Annotated in this window: 14 protein-coding genes; 8 read left to right on the forward strand and 6 right to left on the reverse strand. The window is 63.2% G+C overall.

Annotation, left to right across the window (positions count from 1 at the left end; genetic code table 11):
• Positions 1-2: 2 nt before the first annotated feature.
• From bchJ to FIU86_RS05410, 7 genes are all read left to right on the forward strand, one after another.
• On the forward strand, positions 3-581 hold the full coding sequence (gene bchJ, locus FIU86_RS05380) for a bacteriochlorophyll 4-vinyl reductase (RefSeq protein WP_152474128.1): 579 nt from the start codon (positions 3-5) through the stop codon (positions 579-581).
• Between the two features lie 39 nt (positions 582-620).
• Complete coding sequence (locus FIU86_RS05385; protein WP_152474129.1) at positions 621-1,511, forward strand: LysR family transcriptional regulator; 891 nt, start codon at positions 621-623, stop codon at positions 1,509-1,511.
• Positions 1,512-1,596: 85 nt separating this feature from the next.
• Positions 1,597-3,282 carry an NAD(P)H-dependent oxidoreductase subunit E gene (locus FIU86_RS05390; protein ID WP_152474130.1) on the forward strand — a complete coding sequence of 562 codons (1,686 nt, stop codon included), beginning with the start codon at positions 1,597-1,599 and terminating at the stop codon, positions 3,280-3,282.
• 3 nt (positions 3,283-3,285) lie between these two features.
• Positions 3,286-6,048: a formate dehydrogenase subunit alpha gene (gene fdhF / locus FIU86_RS05395; protein WP_152474131.1), complete on the forward strand. Its 2,763-nt coding sequence runs from the start codon at positions 3,286-3,288 to the stop codon at positions 6,046-6,048.
• A gap of 190 nt (positions 6,049-6,238) precedes the next feature.
• On the forward strand, positions 6,239-6,934 hold the full coding sequence (locus FIU86_RS05400; RefSeq protein WP_152474132.1) for a GntR family transcriptional regulator: 696 nt from the start codon (positions 6,239-6,241) through the stop codon (positions 6,932-6,934).
• A gap of 4 nt (positions 6,935-6,938) precedes the next feature.
• Positions 6,939-8,213, forward strand: a complete 1,275-nt coding sequence (gene frc / locus FIU86_RS05405; RefSeq protein WP_152474133.1) for a formyl-CoA transferase — start codon at positions 6,939-6,941, stop codon at positions 8,211-8,213.
• Between the two features lie 328 nt (positions 8,214-8,541).
• A complete protein-coding gene (locus FIU86_RS05410) occupies positions 8,542-9,525 on the forward strand; it encodes a tripartite tricarboxylate transporter substrate binding protein (protein WP_152474134.1) in 984 nt (327 codons plus the stop codon).
• Positions 9,526-9,789: 264 nt separating this feature from the next.
• Here FIU86_RS05410 and FIU86_RS05415 read toward each other — a convergent pair whose 3' ends face one another.
• On the reverse strand, positions 9,790-10,773 hold the full coding sequence (locus FIU86_RS05415) for an NAD(P)H-quinone oxidoreductase (RefSeq protein ID WP_152474135.1): 984 nt from the start codon (positions 10,771-10,773) through the stop codon (positions 9,790-9,792).
• A 232-nt stretch (positions 10,774-11,005) separates the two neighbouring features.
• Between FIU86_RS05415 and FIU86_RS05420 the strand changes: the two genes are divergently transcribed.
• Positions 11,006-12,184 (forward strand): MFS transporter, encoded by a 1,179-nt coding sequence (locus FIU86_RS05420; protein WP_152474136.1) that lies wholly within the window; start codon positions 11,006-11,008, stop codon positions 12,182-12,184.
• Positions 12,185-12,226: 42 nt separating this feature from the next.
• Here FIU86_RS05420 and FIU86_RS05425 read toward each other — a convergent pair whose 3' ends face one another.
• From FIU86_RS05425 to FIU86_RS05445, 5 genes are all read right to left on the reverse strand, one after another.
• The gene (locus FIU86_RS05425) at positions 12,227-12,970 is read right to left on the reverse strand and encodes a peptidase (protein ID WP_172977436.1); all 744 of its coding nucleotides are present in this window, start codon (positions 12,968-12,970) and stop codon (positions 12,227-12,229) included.
• Between the two features lie 12 nt (positions 12,971-12,982).
• Positions 12,983-13,780, reverse strand: a complete 798-nt coding sequence (locus FIU86_RS05430; RefSeq protein ID WP_152474137.1) for a transglutaminase family protein — start codon at positions 13,778-13,780, stop codon at positions 12,983-12,985.
• Positions 13,781-13,789: 9 nt separating this feature from the next.
• On the reverse strand, positions 13,790-14,731 hold the full coding sequence (locus FIU86_RS05435; RefSeq protein ID WP_152474138.1) for an alpha-E domain-containing protein: 942 nt from the start codon (positions 14,729-14,731) through the stop codon (positions 13,790-13,792).
• Positions 14,732-14,735: 4 nt separating this feature from the next.
• A complete protein-coding gene (locus FIU86_RS05440) occupies positions 14,736-16,160 on the reverse strand; it encodes a circularly permuted type 2 ATP-grasp protein (RefSeq protein WP_152474139.1) in 1,425 nt (474 codons plus the stop codon).
• Between the two features lie 120 nt (positions 16,161-16,280).
• Positions 16,281-17,195 (reverse strand): LysR family transcriptional regulator, encoded by a 915-nt coding sequence (locus FIU86_RS05445; protein ID WP_152474140.1) that lies wholly within the window; start codon positions 17,193-17,195, stop codon positions 16,281-16,283.
• Positions 17,196-17,211 lie beyond the last annotated feature (16 nt).

A 17,211-nucleotide genomic window follows, 5' to 3' on the forward strand; every position in this document is an offset into this window, starting at 1 on the left:
CCATGGCCGAGCCGCGTGTGGGTCCCAATGCGATACTGCAGACGATGGAGGCGCTTACCGAGCTTGGGGGTATGGACCTGACCCGGCGCGTTTTCAGCGCGGCGGGGCTTTTGCCGTTGCTCGAGGCGCCGCCGAGCGAGATGGTGCCGGAGGTTTGGGCCTCTGACCTTCACCGGACAATTACGACTGAGCTGCCGGCGGTTGAAGCTGCGCGGGTGGCGGCCGATGGCGGGCACAGGACCGGGTTCTATATCCTTGAAAACCGTATTCCGGCGGTCGCGCGCACACTGCTGCAGCTGCTGCCGGGATCGGTCGCCGGATCTATTCTGCTGCGGGCGATCGAACGGCACGCGTGGACATTCGCGGGGTCGGCGGAGGTGGCGATCGAAATCGGCACGCCAATGTATTTCTTCATTTATGACAACCCTTTGGCCATCCCTGGCTGTCCTTGGCATTGCGCGGTTTTCGAAACCTTGTTCCGCCGGTTGGTCAGCCCGCATACGCGCGTGGCGCATACGTGTTGTTGCGCGAACGGTGCGGATGCGTGCGTGTTTGAAATAGACATCCGGCGCGGGGCTTGATTTAACCCGGCACGACTGGCGTCAGACGATGGAGCAGACGTGCTTGACCTCAAAGACCTGCAATTTCTGACGGCACTGGCGCGTCAGAAGCACTTTGCCCGCGCCGCTGAGGAATGTGGCGTGTCGCAGCCTGCGTTTTCCATGCGGATCGCCAAGCTGGAAGAGCACCTAGAGACCAAGATCGTCCACCGGGGCAACCGGTTTCAAGGGCTGACGCCGGACGGCGAGAGCATCGTGCGTCATGCCTTGCAGATCCTGGAGGACGTCAAGCGGCTGGAGACCGAATTCAGCGCCGAGCCGGGGGACGTCACGGGCGTGCTGTCACTGGCGGTGATCCCGACGGCGGCGGCGCTGGCGGCTAAGACGGTGATCCGTCTGCGAGAGGCCAATCCAGGCATCACAGTGCGAGTCAAGACGATGAATTCGCTGGCTATTCTGCACGGCCTAGAGGCAGGGACGTATGACGCTGGCATCACCTACACCGATAGCGCCAATTCCGAAAGCGCCATTCACAGTTTCCTGAGCGTGACGCCGATCGACGACGAGGAATACGTGCTGCTGGTTCCCGCGCAGATGGTGGGGGAAGACAAGACCGAGATCACCTGGAAGGAAGCGGGTACCCTGCCGCTGTGCCTGTTGGAGCCGGGCATGCAGAACCGGCATATCATCGACACGGTCTTTCAGGAGGTGGGCACGCGCCCACGCGTCGTGGCGGAGTTGTCTGGCCTGACGGCAGGTGTCGTGATGGCGATCCAGGGCGCAGCGGCCACGGTTGTGCCCAAGGTACTGGTGGAGAATACAGGGGCCCCGCGATCCGTGCGTATCCTGCCGCTTGTCGAGCCGGAAGTGCACAAGTCCCTGAGCCTCGTGACAGCGGATCGGGGTCCCGCGCTGCGCACGGTGCAGGCACTGAAGGAGGTGCTGCGATAAGGCGCGCTTATCGTGGGTTTGAATCATACGATTTTTGATTGAAAACGGTATGCTTTAGTGTGCTCCCAGCAACGGGAGGGTCCACATGGCACTTGATGATCGCAGCGGCGTTTGGAAGTCGGGCAAAGGCAAGGGGCGGCACACGCCCAAGGGCCGGCAGCTTGAGGACCAGGCTTGGGAAGAGGTTCGCGACCTTCTGGGCGACGCCCCGAGACGGCGCGACCTGCTGATCGAGTATTTGCACCTGATTCAGGACAAGTACGGCCACCTGTCGGCGGCGCATCTGCGCGCGCTGGCCGAGGAAATGCGCATCGCGCAGGCCGAAGTCTACGAAGTTGCAACGTTTTACGCGCATTTCGACGTGGTCAAGGAAGGCGAGGTTCCCCCGCCCGCGCTGACTATTCGGGTGTGCGATTCGCTGTCCTGCGAATTGGCCGGGGCGCAACAGCTGAAGGCCGCGCTGGAGGATGGCATGGACCCCAGCGAGGTCCGCGTGCTGCGCGCGCCTTGCATGGGGCGCTGCGACACGGCGCCAGTGCTGGAACTGGGCCACAATCACATCGACAACGCGACGGTGGAGAAGGTCGAAGCGGCGATTGCCGGTGGCGACACCCACACGCATGTCCCCGATTACGAGGATTTCGCGGCCTACAAGGCCGAGGGCGGCTATGAGAAGCTGGCCGAACTGCGCAAGGATGGCGAGTTTGAGGCCATACAGCAGACGCTGCTTGATAGCGGCCTGCGTGGACTAGGCGGGGCGGGGTTCCCGTCCGGCAAGAAGTGGGGATTCGTGCGGGCCGAGGCCGGGCCCCGTTACCTTGCCGTGAACGGCGACGAAGGCGAGCCCGGCACGTTCAAGGATCGCTATTATCTGGAACGCACGCCGCACCTGTTCCTCGAAGGCATGCTGATCGCCGCCTGGGCGGTGGAGGCGAAGACCTGCTTCATCTACATGCGCGACGAATATCCCGCGGTGCTGAAGATCCTCGCCAAGGAGATCAAGGCGCTGGAAGAGGCGGGCATCGTCGAGGAAGGCTATATCGAACTGCGCCGCGGCGCGGGGGCCTATATCTGCGGCGAAGAAAGCGCGATGATCGAATCGATCGAGGGCAAGCGCGGTCTGCCGCGGCACCGCCCGCCATTCGTGGCGCAGGTCGGCGTCTACAACAAGCCGACGCTGGTGAACAACGTCGAGACGCTCTATTGGGTGACCCGCGTTCTGCGCGAGGGCGGCGAGATCCTGTCGGGCGTTGAAAAGAACGACCGCAAGGGGCTGCGCTCTTACTCGGTTTCGGGTCGGGTAAAGAACCCGGGCGTGCACCTGCTGCCGGCCGGTTCCACCATCCTCGACATTGTCGAGGCCGCTGGCGGTATGCTGGACGGTCACACGCTCAAGGCCTATCAGCCGGGCGGTCCGTCCTCGGGGCTTCTGCCTGCGCACATGGACGATGTGCCGCTTGATTTCGATACTTTGCAGCCGCATGGCAGCTTTATCGGGTCCGCCGCCGTCGTGGTCCTGTCCGACAAGGACAGTGCCAAGGAAGCCGCGATCAACATGCTGAAATTCTTCGAGGACGAAAGCTGCGGCCAGTGTACACCCTGCCGAGTGGGCTGTGAAAAGGCCGTCAAGCTGATGCAGGCGGACACGTGGGATCAGTCGCTGCTTGAAGAACTGAGCCAGACCATGGTGGATGCGTCCATCTGTGGCCTGGGCCAGGCAGCGCCCAACCCCATTCGCCTGACGATGAAACATTTCCCGGACGAGGTGTAAGACATGACCGACAAGATCAAGTTCACACTCGATGGCAAGGAAGTCGAAGCCGAAAAGGGCATGACCATCTGGGAGGTGGCCAATGGACGGGGTCTGAAGATTCCGCACCTGTGCCACAAGCCCGCGCCCGGGTACCGCCCAGATGGCAACTGCCGCGCCTGCATGGTCGAGGTGGAAGGCGAGCGCAATCTCGTTGCATCCTGCATTCGTGAAGCCAGCGACGGCATGAACGTCACCACCAATTCGAGCCGGGCGGAAACCGCGCGCAAGATGGTGATGGAGATGCTGATCGCCGACCAGCCCGAGCCGGAAAAGGCGCATGACAAGTCCAGCCACCTTTGGGACATGGCAGAGCTGGCCGGCGTATCGGAAAGCCGCTTTCCCAAGCTGGAACAGGACCGCGTGCCGCTGCTGGACGACAGCCATGTAGCGATGAGCGTCAACCTGGATGCCTGCATCCAATGCAACCTGTGCGTCCGCGCCTGCCGTGAAGTGCAGGTCAATGACGTGATCGGCATGGCCGGTCGCGGGCATGACAGCTTCCCGGTGTTCGATTTCGACGATCCGATGGGCGAAAGCACCTGCGTGGCCTGTGGCGAATGTGTGCAGGCCTGCCCGACCGGTGCGCTGATGCCGTCTACTGTGGTGGATGACGCCCAAGTGGGTGACAGCGCCGATTATGACCGCGAGGTCGACAGCGTCTGCGCCTTCTGCGGCGTGGGTTGCCAGATCAGCCTGAAGGTCAAGGACGACAAGGTGAAATATATCGAGGGCATCAATGGCCCCGCGAACGAAGGCCGCCTGTGTGTCAAGGGCCGGTTCGGCTACGACTACATCCACCATTCGCATCGCCTGACCAAGCCGCTGATCCGGCGTGACGACGCGCCGGCCAAGGGGCTGAACGTCGATCCCGACAACTGGCAGGACTTCTTCCGTGAAGCCTCGTGGGACGAGGCGCTGGATGCGGCGGCAAATGGCCTGAAGGGTCGTGGCCGCGAGGTGGCCGGCTTCGGCAGTGCGAAATGCACCAACGAAGAGGCGTACCTGTTCCAGAAGTTCATCCGCCAAGGCTTTGGCCACAACAACGTGGACCATTGCACGCGGTTGTGCCACGCCTCCTCGGTGGCGGCGCTGATCGAAAACGTCGGTTCGGGGGCCGTGACCGCGACCTTCAACGAGATCGAGAATGCCGACGTGGCGATCATCATCGGGGCCAACCCGACGGAAAACCATCCGGTTGCGGCCACCTATTTCAAGCAATTCACCAAGCGCGGTGGCAAGCTGATCGTGATGGATCCGCGTGGGCAGGGCATGAAGCGGTTCGCCAGCCATATGCTGCAGTTCAAGCCGGGCGCGGACGTGTCCATGCTGAACGCGATCATGCATGTGATCGTCGAGGAGGAGCTCTACGACCAGCAGTATATCGAGGCGTTCACCGAGAACTGGGAGGCCGAAAAGGCGCATCTGGCGCAGTTCCCGCCCGAGAAGATGGAAGAACTGTGCGGCATTCCCGCCGAGACACTGCGCGACGTGGCGCGTGAATTCGCCACGGCGCAGTCCGGCATGATCTTCTGGGGCATGGGCGTCAGCCAGCACATCCACGGCACGGACAATTCCCGCTGCCTGATCTCATTGGCGCTGATGTGCGGCCATGTGGGTCGTCCGGGCACGGGTCTGCACCCGCTGCGGGGCCAGAACAACGTGCAGGGCGCGTCTGATGCGGGCCTGATCCCGATGTTCCTGCCCGACTACCTGTCGGTTACGGATGACGGGGTGCGCAAGGCATTCACAGAGGTCTGGGAGTCGGGTGACTTCAGCAACGAGAAAGGCTTGACGGTCACCGAGATCATGGACGCCGTTCACGAGGGTCATATCAAGGCGATGTACGTTCTGGGTGAGAACCCGGCGATGAGCGACCCGGACGTGGAACATGCCCGCGACGCGCTGGCGATGCTGGATCACCTTGTGGTGCAGGACATCTTCATCACCGAGACGGCCAACTATGCCGACGTGATCCTGCCAGCCTCGGCGCTTTACGAGAAATCCGGCACGGTGTCGAACACCAACCGGACCGTCCAGATGCTGCGCCAGGCGGTGCCGCCGCCGGGCGAGGCGAAAGAGGACTGGTGGATCGAGGTCGAACTGGCCAAGCGATGCGGCCTGAACTGGACGTACACCGATCCGTCGGAGGTGTTCAACGAGATGGCGATCAACATGCGCAGTCTCGACAACATCACTTGGGAACGGCTGGAACGCGAGGCGGTCACCTATCCGTCGCTCAGCCCTGAGGACCCCGGTCAGGCCGTGGTGTTCGGCGATGCCTTCCCGCGGCCCGAGGGGCGCGCCCGGTTCACCCCGGCCAGCGTGATCCCGCCCGACGATCTGCCGGATGCGGAGTATCCGATGGTCCTGACCACGGGCCGGCAGCTGGAGCACTGGCATACCGGGTCGATGACCCGTCGGTCCAGCGTTCTGGATGCGGTGGAACCCGAGGCCAACTGTTCGTTGCACCCCTCGACCCTGCGCAAGCTGGGGGTCGAGCCGGGCGGCATGGTGCGCATCTCCACCAAGCGCGGATCGATTGATGTGATGGCACGTGCCGACCGGGCGATTGCGCCGGACATGGTGTTCATGCCATTTGCCTATGTCGAGGCGGCTGCGAACATTCTGACGAATCCGGCTATCGACCCCTACGGAAAGATCCCCGAGTTCAAATACTCGGCCGTGCGGGTGGAAAAGGCAGAAGAGGCTGTGGCGGCAGAATAGACCGCGATCACTCGAAGTATCGAAAAAGGGCCGGGGTTTCCCGGCCTTTTTGCTTTTGGCGGTCGGTTGGCGGTGTGCGTTCCAGACGGCGTCGACGCCTTTCGCTGCATCCGCAAATTATAGTCGTTGCACCATGCTGGTTTGTGGTATACCAGATCGCGAACTTAACGACTCACCCCGGTACGCTGCCATGAAACTCAATCCGATCGATACATCGGTCACTCTCAAGGACCACATCTACAACCGCATGCGCGAGGCGATCCTCGAAATGGACATCTATTCCGATGATGTCGACCTGCGGCTGGACGAACGCGGCCTCGCCGAACAGTTGGGCGTGTCGCGCACGCCGCTGCGCGAGGTGCTGGTGCGGCTGGAGCAGGAAGGCCTGCTGGAGGTGCGCCCGCGCCGAGGCATATTCGTGCAGCGTAAGACGCTGTCGGACATTCTGGAAATGATCATTGCCTGGGCGGCGCTGGAAAGCATGGCGGCACGGCTGGCCTGTGACACCGCCACGGACCGCCAGATCGCCAGCCTGCGGACCATCGCAATGAAATACTCGGTGTCCAAGAGCGGAGCGGATATTGCGGAGTATTCCGACGACAACATTCGCTTTCACCAGAAAATCCTCGAAATCTCCGGCTGCGAGTTGCTGGCTCGCATGGCAGAAAACCTGTTCGTGCACATGCACGCGGTGCGGCGCCGGTCCATGGCCGAGGAGGACCGTGTGCCGCAATCGGTGGCAGATCACATGGAAATCATCGAGGGTCTGGAGGCGCGCGATGCGGACCTTGCGGAGGCCCGCGTGCGCGACCACACGATGCGCCTTCACGACCACGTGCGCGAGGTCTGGACCCGCGCAGGCATCACGAAAAACAAGGAGGATTGACCTGATGAAAGCATTGGACGGCATCAAGATTCTGGACTTCACGCATGTTCAGTCTGGACCGACCTGCACGCAGCTTCTGGCGTGGTTCGGGGCGGATGTTCTGAAGGTGGAGCGGCCGGGCGTGGGCGATGCCACGCGCCAGCAGCTGGTGGATGTGCCGGGCGCGGACAGCCTGTATTTCACCATGCTCAACCACAACAAGCGTTCGATCGAGCTGAACTCGAAGAACGAGACCGGCAAGCAGGTGCTGACCCGGTTGATCGAGGAATGTGACGTGCTGGTCGAGAACTTCGCGCCCGGCGCGCTGGATCGCATGGGCTTCAGTTGGGAGCGGATCCAGGAGATCAATCCAAAGATCATCATGGCCTCGGTCAAGGGGTTCGGCCCCGGCAATTACGAGAATTGCAAGGTCTACGAGAACGTGGCGCAATGCGCGGGCGGCTCGGCCTCGACCACGGGTTTCCGCGATGGTCCACCGCTGGTGACCGGCGCGCAGATCGGCGACTCGGGCACGGGCCTGCATCTCGCGCTCGGCATCATGACGGCGCTCTTCCAGCGCGAGCGCACGGGCCGTGGCCAGAAGGTACTGGCGCCGATGCAGGACGGGGTGCTGAACCTCTGCCGCGTCAAGCTGCGCGACCAGCAGCGGCTGGAGGCGGGGCCCCTGAAGGAATACAGCCAGTATGGCGAGGGCATCGAGTTCGGCGAGGCGACGCCGCGCGCGGGCAACGACTCTGGCGGTGGCCAGCCGGGGCGGATCCTGAAGTGCAAAGGCTGGGAGGAGGACCCCAACGCGTACACCTACTTCATCACCCAGGCCGCGGTGTGGGAGCAGATCTGCGACGTGATCGGCAAGCCGGAGTGGAAGACGGCCGAGGGCTATGCCACGCCGCCCGAGCGTCTGGACAAGCTGAACGAGATCTTCGGCGCGATCGAGGAGTGGACCATGACCAAGACGAAGTTCGAGGTGATGGACATCTGCAACCCGCTGAACATCCCGGTGGGCCCGATCCTGTCGACCAAGGAGTTGATCGAGGACGATGGCCTGCGGGCGACGGGCACGATCGTGGACGTGGATCATCCCAAGCGCGGCAAATATGCGTCGGTGGGCTGCCCGATCAAGCTGAGCGACAGCCCGGTGGACGTGACCCGCTCGCCGCTTCTGGGAGAGCACACGGTGGAGATCCTGCGCGATGTGCTGGGCTATGACGGCGACGAACTGCAGGCGGTGCTCGATAGCGGCGCTGTGGGTGACCCACAGAAGGTTGCTGCTCAGTAACTGCGCGCCGTTGCGGGCGGGCCGATCTGCGGCCCGTCCTTTGCGCACTACTTAAGGTGGTGCGCAAGCCTCGCTCTTTAAGCCTTTATTTCAAAATAATATTTTTTGAAATTCTCGCGCGGATTTGCTTAGTACCCGCAGCTGTGCTTTGGCGTCAGCCAAGAAATCCTTGCAAACGGTCCAGACATGTTATTTGTTGCCGTAGCGCGCAATTTTATTTCGCGCATCGGTTTCTGTATGCAATTAAATACTATCGCATGCATCGCCGGCTGATTAGGAGGATCGGCTCAAGTCCGGACATACCGGAAAAATAACTGGGAGGATAACCATGAAAACGTTTAAACTACTCGTTGCGAGCGCATCGGCGCTGGCGTTGACGGCGCCGGCGGCGCTGGCGGAATGGCAGCCGCGCAAACCGGTCGAGTTCATCATCATGGCCGGCACTGGCGGTGGCGCTGACCAGATCGCGCGCCTGCTGCAGGGCCTGATCCAGAAAAAGGACCTGAGCCCGCGGCCGTTCATTCCGATCAACAAGCCGGGCGGCTCGGGCGCCGAGGCACTGCGTTACCTGCAGGACAAGGCCGGCGACAACCACACGGTCATGATGACGCTGAACAGCTTCTACACCACGCCGATCATCCAGGAGGACCTGGGCGTCGACGTGACCGAGTTCACGCCGATCGGCCTGATGGCGATGGACACGTTCCTGCTGTGGGTCAACACCGACCGCGAGGACATCACCGATCTCGACAGCTTCAACGCGACGGTGTCCGAGGCGGGCAAGGACTGGAAGGTCGGCGGCACCGGATCGGGGCAGGAAGACAGCGTTCTGACCGCGATGATGGAAGCCGAGTTCGGCTATGATGTGACCTACATCCCGTTCCCGGGTGGCGGCACGGTGGCCAAGAACCTGGTGGGCAACCAGATCGACAGCACGGTGAACAACCCCGCCGAGCAGATGGAGTTCTTCCGCGCGGGCAACACCAAGCCGCTGGTGCAGTTCACCGCCGAACGCATGCCGGCCTTCCCGGACGTGCCGACAGCCAAGGAACTGGGCGTGGAGATCGAGTACTACATGCAGCGCTCGGTCAACGGCCCGCCGGACATGGATCCGGAAGCGGTGGAATGGTACACGAACCTGTTCCAGGAGCTGTTCGACAGCGAGGAATGGCAGGCGTTCTGCAAGTCCGACGGCCTGACCTGCGAAACGATGATGAAGGGCGAAGACCTCGCCACGTTCCACGCTAACCAGAAGGTCGCGCATGAGAAGCTGATCGAAAAGGTCGGCGCCGCGTCGATTACCGGCGAGTAAAACAAGGGATATCACCGAAAAATTAAAGGTGATTGAAGGTCAAGGGCGGCGCAGGCGATGCGCCGCCCTTTCTCGTGTTGGATCAGGTTAACGGTGCGGGATTCTTCGAAAATGGCACGTCGGTATCGCGTCGGTATCACTGGAGGCACCGCGTCGGTGCGCATTTCAGGATCCGCCCGATTTTACGGAACGCGCGCTGTAAAAGTCTTTAGAAGACTTTTGCCAAGACTTTTTCTTCAAAAGTCTTGGCCCGTCCGTCGGGTCTCAGGGGCGGAGCAGGATCTTGCCGCGGTGGGTGGCGGACTCCATCAGCTCGTGCGCCTCTGTCGCCTCCTCAAAGGGAAAGACCTTGTGGGTGTAGGTGCCGACCGTGCCCTCGGCCAGAAGCGGCCAGACTTTTTCCAAGAGATCCTGCGCGACGCGGGTCTTGAACGTGTCGGGACGTGACCGCAGGGTGGACCCGGTGTAGGTGAGCCGCTTGAGCATCACAGGCATCAGGTCGATTTCCATCTTCGAGCCGCCGTTGAACGCGAGTTGCACGATGCGGGCATCGGCATGGGCGGCCTTGATGTTGCGCGCCACGTAATCGCCGCCGATGATGTCGAGGATGAGATTGGCGCCGCCGGCCTCGCGGACGATGGGCACGAAATCCTCTGTCTTGAAATCGATGGCGCGTTCGGCCCCGAGTTGCGTCACGTAATCGGCGTCATCCTTGCCGGTGCAGGTGGTGAAGACGCGCATATCCAGAGCGCGGCCCAGTTGGATCGCGGTAGAGCCGATACCGCCGGCGCCGCCATGGACCAAGAGCAGGTCGTTCGGGGCCGGAGGCATGTCGAGAAAGAGGTTGGACCAGACGGTAAAATAGGTCTCGCAGATTCCGGCCGCGTCGGTTTGGTCCATGCCCTTGGGGATGGGCAGGCAATGGGTGGCGTCGACGGCCACGTATTCGGCATAGCCGCCGCCATTGGTCAGCCCGCAGATCGCATCACCCACGGCCCAGCCGGTCACGTTGTCGCCCACGGCGGCGACCTGGCCCGAGACCTCGAGCCCCAGAAGGTCGGAGGCCCCCTTGGGCGGCGGGTAGTGGCCACGACGCTGAACGAGGTCGGGGCCGTTGACGCCCGTGGCGGTGACCTTGATGAGCACCTCGGACGGCGCGGGTTCGGGGACGGGGCGTTCGCCCATCTCCAGCACCTCGGGTTTGCCGGGTTCGCGCATTTCCACGGTTTTCATCGTCTCGGGCAGCATTGGGATCGTCCTTTTCTTTTCCTTGTCCCTGAATGTGCATTTCTACCGGGGGGTTTCAACCGGATTGGCAGGGTCGGTGCCGCTGCCGACGCGGCAGGGGAAGGCCGGTTCGGTCGTGACCCTTAGAAGATCGATGCACGTGGCATTGCGTGGGTCTCTTCTGCGCCGCGTCAGAATTAGAGGAACGTAACGACAGCCCATCTGTTCTAAGACCAGAGATCGGAGGACGGATTTGCAGACGCTGACGCGTATCGCCTCGGCCGGTTCGGCGGCCACTGCCATCGCCTTTGGGCCGGCGCGGGTGGGCTTTGGCCTGTTCTTGCCGCAGTTTCGCGAGACGTTCTCGATCTCGACCGGTATGGCAGGCCTGATCTCGAGCCTGGGCTTTGCCGCATTTCTGATCAGCCTTGGCTGTTCCTACAAATTGATTGCGCTGGCGGGGCCGCGCGTGCCTGTCATCTGCGGCATGGTTTTTGCCACGGTCGGCCTGACAACGGTAGCACTGGCCCCGGATGCCATCGTGCTTGCCGTCGGTGTATCGCTTGCCAGTGCCAGCGCCGGTTTTTCCTGGACGCCGTTCAACAACGCGGCGCAACGGGTTTTGTATGAACGTGACCGGCCTGAGGCCCTGGCGGCCATCAGCTCTGGCACCGCGGTGGGGGTGCTGCTGGCGGGCGGTCTGGCGTTGCTGGTCGCCCTGTCGGGCTTTGGATGGCGGGTCGTCTGGACGGTTTTCGCCGTCGGTGCGGGGGCTGCGACGCTTGCCAACATCTTTGCTCTGTCCGACACGGTAGAGCCTGCGGGCAAGTTGCCCGCGCGAAAGTGGCACGAGCTTTTCACGCGCTCGGCGATACCGCTTTACGGGGTTGCTCTGTGCTTCGGTCTGACGAATGGCATATACGTGACCTTCGCTGCAGACCGGGTGGCCGAGCAGGGCGGACTTGCCGGCCTGCCGTCGGCGGGCAGCGGGGCAATCGTTTTCTGTGCCTACGGTGCGTTCGGGCTGCTTGGACTTTTGACGGCGCGGATCAAATCCGTGATTGGCCTGACCTGGCTTTTGCGCGCGCTGTCGATCAGTACAGCGCTATCGCTTGCGCTGCTCGCCTGGGTGCCGACATCGTGGGCCGGCGTGATCGTCTCGGCAGGCTTGCAGGGGATATTCGTGATGATGATCAGCGCGGTCCTGTCGTTCTGGTCGGAGGAACTCTTTCCCGACCTGCCTTCGCTAAGCTTTACCGCGGCGCTGTTGATCACCGCCGTGGGCAACATATTGGGGCCCGCCGTGGCGGGCTGGGCATCTTCGGCCTTTGGCGCGGTGCCGATGTTTCTGGCCACGGCGGCGCTGGCGTTCGGCACGGCGCTGCTGCTAAGACGGAATGCCATCCGCGAAAAGGCGACGACAGAGTCGTAGAATACATTGAGATGTCGCCGCAAAAAGAGCGGGTTCGTTCGGTTAACCGAGTTCTGACAAATCGACGTCGGGCAGGCTGTCGAGCGCGTTTTTCAGGGCCTCGCCCCAGCCCTCGGAGACGGCCTGGAAATAAGGACTGTCGGCCTCGATCCGGCCGGTCTGGCCGATCGTCAGGCTATCGGTTTCGTAGATGTGGTAATCGAAGGGCGCGCCCACGGTCAGGTTGGCCTTGAGCGTGGAGTCGAAGCTGACAAGCAGGAGCTTCATCGCCGCTTCGAAACCGAGCGCGGGGTCGAAGGCGCGCACGAGGATGGGGCGGCCGTACTTGGTTTCGCCCATCTGGAAGAAGGGCGTGTCGTCGCCGGCCTCGATGAAATTGCCCTCGGGGTAGATCAGGAAGAGGCGCGGCGGGCTGCCGGCGATCTGGCCGCCCAGCATGATGGTGGCGTTGAACGTGCCTTCGGCGCGCTGGCCGGATTCGCCGGTGCGCTCGATCACCTCGCGAAGGGTGTCGGCGACCATGCGCGCGGCCTGAAACAGCGAGGGCACGCCCAGCAGGGACGGCGTGCGGTCACCGGGGGACTTGGCGCGCTCGTCCAGCAGGCTGATGACGGATTGCGTGGTGGCGAGGTTGCCTGCGGACAGTAGCGTGATCATCCGCTCGCCGGGGTTTTCCCAGCTTGTGAGCTTCTTGAAGGTCGAGATGTTGTCCAGCCCGGCATTGGTGCGAGTGTCGGACATGAACACGAGGCCCCGGTCGAGAACCATTCCCACGCAATATGTCATGCCCGTCCTTCGCTATTGTTGGGTGACGTCGATCTCGACCTCGAGACGTTCCTCGGGCCCGCCGATTCTGGTGCCTGTGATGGGCGCAGCATCGGCGTAATCGAGGCCCGTTGCAACGCGGACGTAGCGTGTGTCGGGCGAAATTCCGTTGGATATGTCGAAGCCGACCCAGCCGAGCGCGTCGACATGCGCCTCGGCCCAGGCGTGCATCGCCTCCTGCGCGGTGCGGTCGTCGAGCATCAGGTAGCCCGAGACGTAGCGGGCGGGAAAGCCCATCGCGCGGGCGCAGGCCAGAAAGATATGAGTGTGGTCCTGGCAGACGCCCTTGCCGTGGCTGATCGCTTCCTCGGCGGACCAGCTGGGCTCGGACGCGCCGACCTGAAAGGCCACGCTGTCGCGGATCGTCTGGCTGAGCGCGTGCAGGCGATCGAGCGGGTCGGGCTCGTCGACCTTGCGGATGAGGGCGCGGGCGCCGGATTTGGCTTCGGTCCGCTTGGTGGGCTGTTCATAGAGCCAGAGCGGCGCGGGGCCGAGGTGCCGTCCGATCACGCCGCTGACATCTTCGAGCACGACCTCGCCCTCGCTGCTGACGGTGAGCTCGGACGTGTCGCGGTCGAAGCTGATCAGTTCGACCGCGTTGTTGTGGTGGTCGTGAAAGTCGAGCTCCTTGCGACCGTTTTCCACCCCGGTTGTCCAGTTCAGGACCTGTTGGGATCGCGTGGTCTTGGGCGTTTTGCGCAACTGCTGCAAGCCGTAGGTCACGGGGCCGGAAAAGTGGTAGCGGGTGATGTGCTTGATATGCAGGTGCATGGGTGTGGGTCACTCGTAGAAGCGGTATTCGCGTTCAATCTCCTGCGCGAGGTCGGCGAGGAGGGCGATGATCTCGGTGATGAATTCGTGCAGACCGTAGTCGAAGATCGCGTCGACCTCGTGGGCGAGGTACTTGCGGTTGATGAAGTCGAGCTTCTTCATGGCCTCAGAAGGATGCGCGTTGCCGGCATTGAGGCTGCGCAGGTTTTCCTGAAGCTGGGCGGCGCAGAAGGCGAGGCTGCGGGGTAGGCGCTGGTCAAGGATCAGGAAATGGGTGATGTCGCGAGGGCCAGAGTCGGCGCCGTATTCCATGCGGAAGCCGCCGCGCGCCGCGACCGAGCGCAGGATGGTTTCCCATTGCACGTTGTCGAGCGCCGAGCCCACGGCGCGGGCCGACGGCAGCAGGACATAGTATTTCACGTCGAGGATGCGCGCGGTGTTGTCGGCGCGTTCGAGGAAGGTGCCAAGCCGGGCGAAATCATAGCGTTCGCCGCGCAGCATGGTGCCGTGGGTCATGCCGCGCACCAGGGATGTATGCTGGCGCAGGGTGCGCAGGCAGCCGGGCAGGTCGCGTTCAGCCACTTGGCGGGCAAGGTTTTCCTGGGCGTACATGTACGCGCTGTTGATCGCCTCCCACATGTCGCCGGTGAGGGCGGTGCGCACGAGCCGCGCGTTCTGGCGCGCGGCGCAGATGCAGGAATAGACGGATGACCCGTTGTTGCGATCGCGCAGAAGCCAGTTGATCGCGGCTTCCTTGGTGACCTCGCCCTTGGCCGCCTCGAAAGCGGGCCAGACGCCGGCGGATTGCAGGACCGAGCGCCACTCCGCCGCGCTGTCGCCCATGCGGGTCAGCGCGATGCGCTGGCCGGTCTCGATCAGGCGAGCGGTGTTTTCGGCCCGTTCGAGGTAGCGGAAGAGCCAGAAGAGGCCGTTTGCGGTTTTGCCTAGCATCGCATCAGTCCTCCAGCACCCAGGTGTCCTTGGTGCCGCCGCCCTGCGACGAGTTCACCACCAGCGAGCCTTTCTTGAGCGCGACGCGCGTCAGCCCGCCGGGGGTGATCTGGATGCCGTCGGGATTGACCAGCACGAAGGGGCGCAGGTCCACGTGGCGCGGGCTGAGGCCCTTGTTCGTGAAAGTGGGAACGGTCGACAGGCTGAGCGTGGGCTGGGCGATGTAGTTCGAGGGCTTGGCGTCGAGCTTTTTCGCGAAGTCGGCGATTTCCTTTTTCGACGCGGCGGGGCCGACGAGCATGCCGTAGCCGCCGGAGCCGTGGACCTCTTTCACCACCAGTTCGGCGAGGTGTTCGCGGACATAGGCGTGGTCGTCGGCTTCGGAGCAGCGCCAGGTGGGCACGTTGGGCAACAAGGGCTGTTCGCCGGTGTAGAACTCGACGATGTCGGGCATGTAGGAATAGATCGCCTTGTCGTCGGCGATGCCGGTGCCCGGCGCATTGGCGATGGTGATGCCACCGGCGCGGTAGACATCCATGATGCCCGCCACACCCAGTTGGCTGTCGGGGTTGAAATTGAGCGGGTCGAGAAAGTCGTCATCGACGCGGCGGTAGAGCACGTCGATGGGGGTGTAGCCGCGGGTGGTGCGCATGGCGACGCGGCCATCGACCACGCGCAGGTCGTGGCCCTCGACAAGGTCGACGCCCATCTGGTCGGCCAGAAAGGCGTGTTCGAAATAGGCGGAGTTGTAGATGCCCGGTGTCAGCACGGCCACCACGGGCGCGTCCTTGGTGCCCGCGGGGGCGCAGGCGGCGAGCGAGCGGCGCAGGTTGGTGGGATAGTTCTGCACCGGCTGGACGCGGTTGCGCGAAAACAGCTCGGGGAACATCTGGAGCATGGTTTCGCGGTTTTCCAGCATGTAGCTGACACCCGAGGGGGTGCGGGCGTTGTCCTCGAGCACGAAGAACTCGCCCGGGCCGGTGCGGACCACGTCGATTCCGACGATATGGGTGTAGACGCTGCCGGGCGGTTCGACCCCGATCATGTGGGGCAGGAAGGCGTCGTTCTTGGCGATCATCTCGGCGGGCAGACGCCCGGCCTTCACGATTTCCTGCTTGTGGTAGATGTCGTGCAGGAAGGCATTGATCGCGCGCACGCGCTGTTCGATGCCGCGCGACAGCTTGAACCATTCATTGCCCGACAGGATGCGCGGGATGATGTCGAAGGGGATCAGCCGTTCCTCGGCCTCGGCGCGGCCATAGACGTTGAAGGTGATGCCGGTGAGACGGAAAAGGTCCTCGCATTCGCGCTGCTTGGCACGCAGGCGGGCGGGGTCCTCGGACTCGAACCAGTCATGGAAACTGGCATAGGGGTCGCGCAGGGCCTGAGTGGTGCCCCACATTTCGTCGAAGAAAGGATCTGATGCCATGTTCACCTCCGGCGTTTCATAGAAGCAGGCAGGCGCGAAGCTGGCAAGATAGTGCGTTGCCGGGCGCTGAGTGCATTGGGCTAAGGCGCCGGAACTGCTGGATTTTTGTGCAGGGCCTTATCAGGTGAAGCGGAAGAAGACCGGTGCGGTGCGGCGGATATAGTCCTCGAAGAAGGTGGTGAATGTGGCCACCAGCGGGGGAAACGCCTCGTAGGGCGGGTAGAAAAGCGTGAGCCAGAGCGGGCTGACCTGCCACTCGGGCATAAGGATCGTGACCTCGCCCGATGCCAGCCCGTCGGCCACGAGGAAGTCGGGCAGCACGGTGATGCCTGTGCCGTGGCGGGCCATCTGGTAGAGCAGGTCGCCGTTGTTGGTAATGAGGCTGCTGCCCGCCTGCACGCTGCGATGGGCCTGCTCGCGTGTGAACTCCCACGTCTCTGGCGTGCCGGTGGCGCTGTAGGAGAGGCACAGGTCACGCGGCAGGTCGGCGGGATCGGTGGGCGCGGCGGCGTCGGCAAAGAGCGACGGGGCGGCGACGGCGTGGCGCGGCACCTCGCAGATCTTGCGCCAGATGGTGGATTTGTCCACAGGCGGGCCGGAAATGCGGATCGACAGGTCATAGGGGTCTTCGATGATGTCGACGAAACGGTCGGTGAGGGTGACGCTGAGGTCGATCCGGGGATAGGCGTCGCGGAAGGCGGCGATCAGGCCGGGCATCAGGCGCAGGCCCAGGGACATGGGCGCGTTGAGGCGCAGGCGGCCCGCGTCGGGATGGGCCGCGTGCATGAGCGCATCGGTGGTGGCGTCAAGCTCGGCCAGAAGAGGGCGGTAGCGGGCCGCCACCACCGCGCCCGCATCGGTGAGCGAGACCTTGCGGGTGGTGCGCAACAGGAGTTGCTGGCGGAGGCTGTCTTCGAGCTTTGCCACGATCCGCGTGACGCTGGAGGGGGTCATGTCGAGCGCGCGGGCGGCGGCGGCGAAGCTGCGCCGCTCGGCCACTTCGAGGAAGACGCGGATGGGTTTGATATCCTGCATGGCAATACTATTGCAC

Source organism: Roseovarius sp. THAF9 (genome assembly GCF_009363715.1).
In the GTDB taxonomy this organism is placed as follows: Bacteria; Pseudomonadota; Alphaproteobacteria; order Rhodobacterales; family Rhodobacteraceae; genus Roseovarius.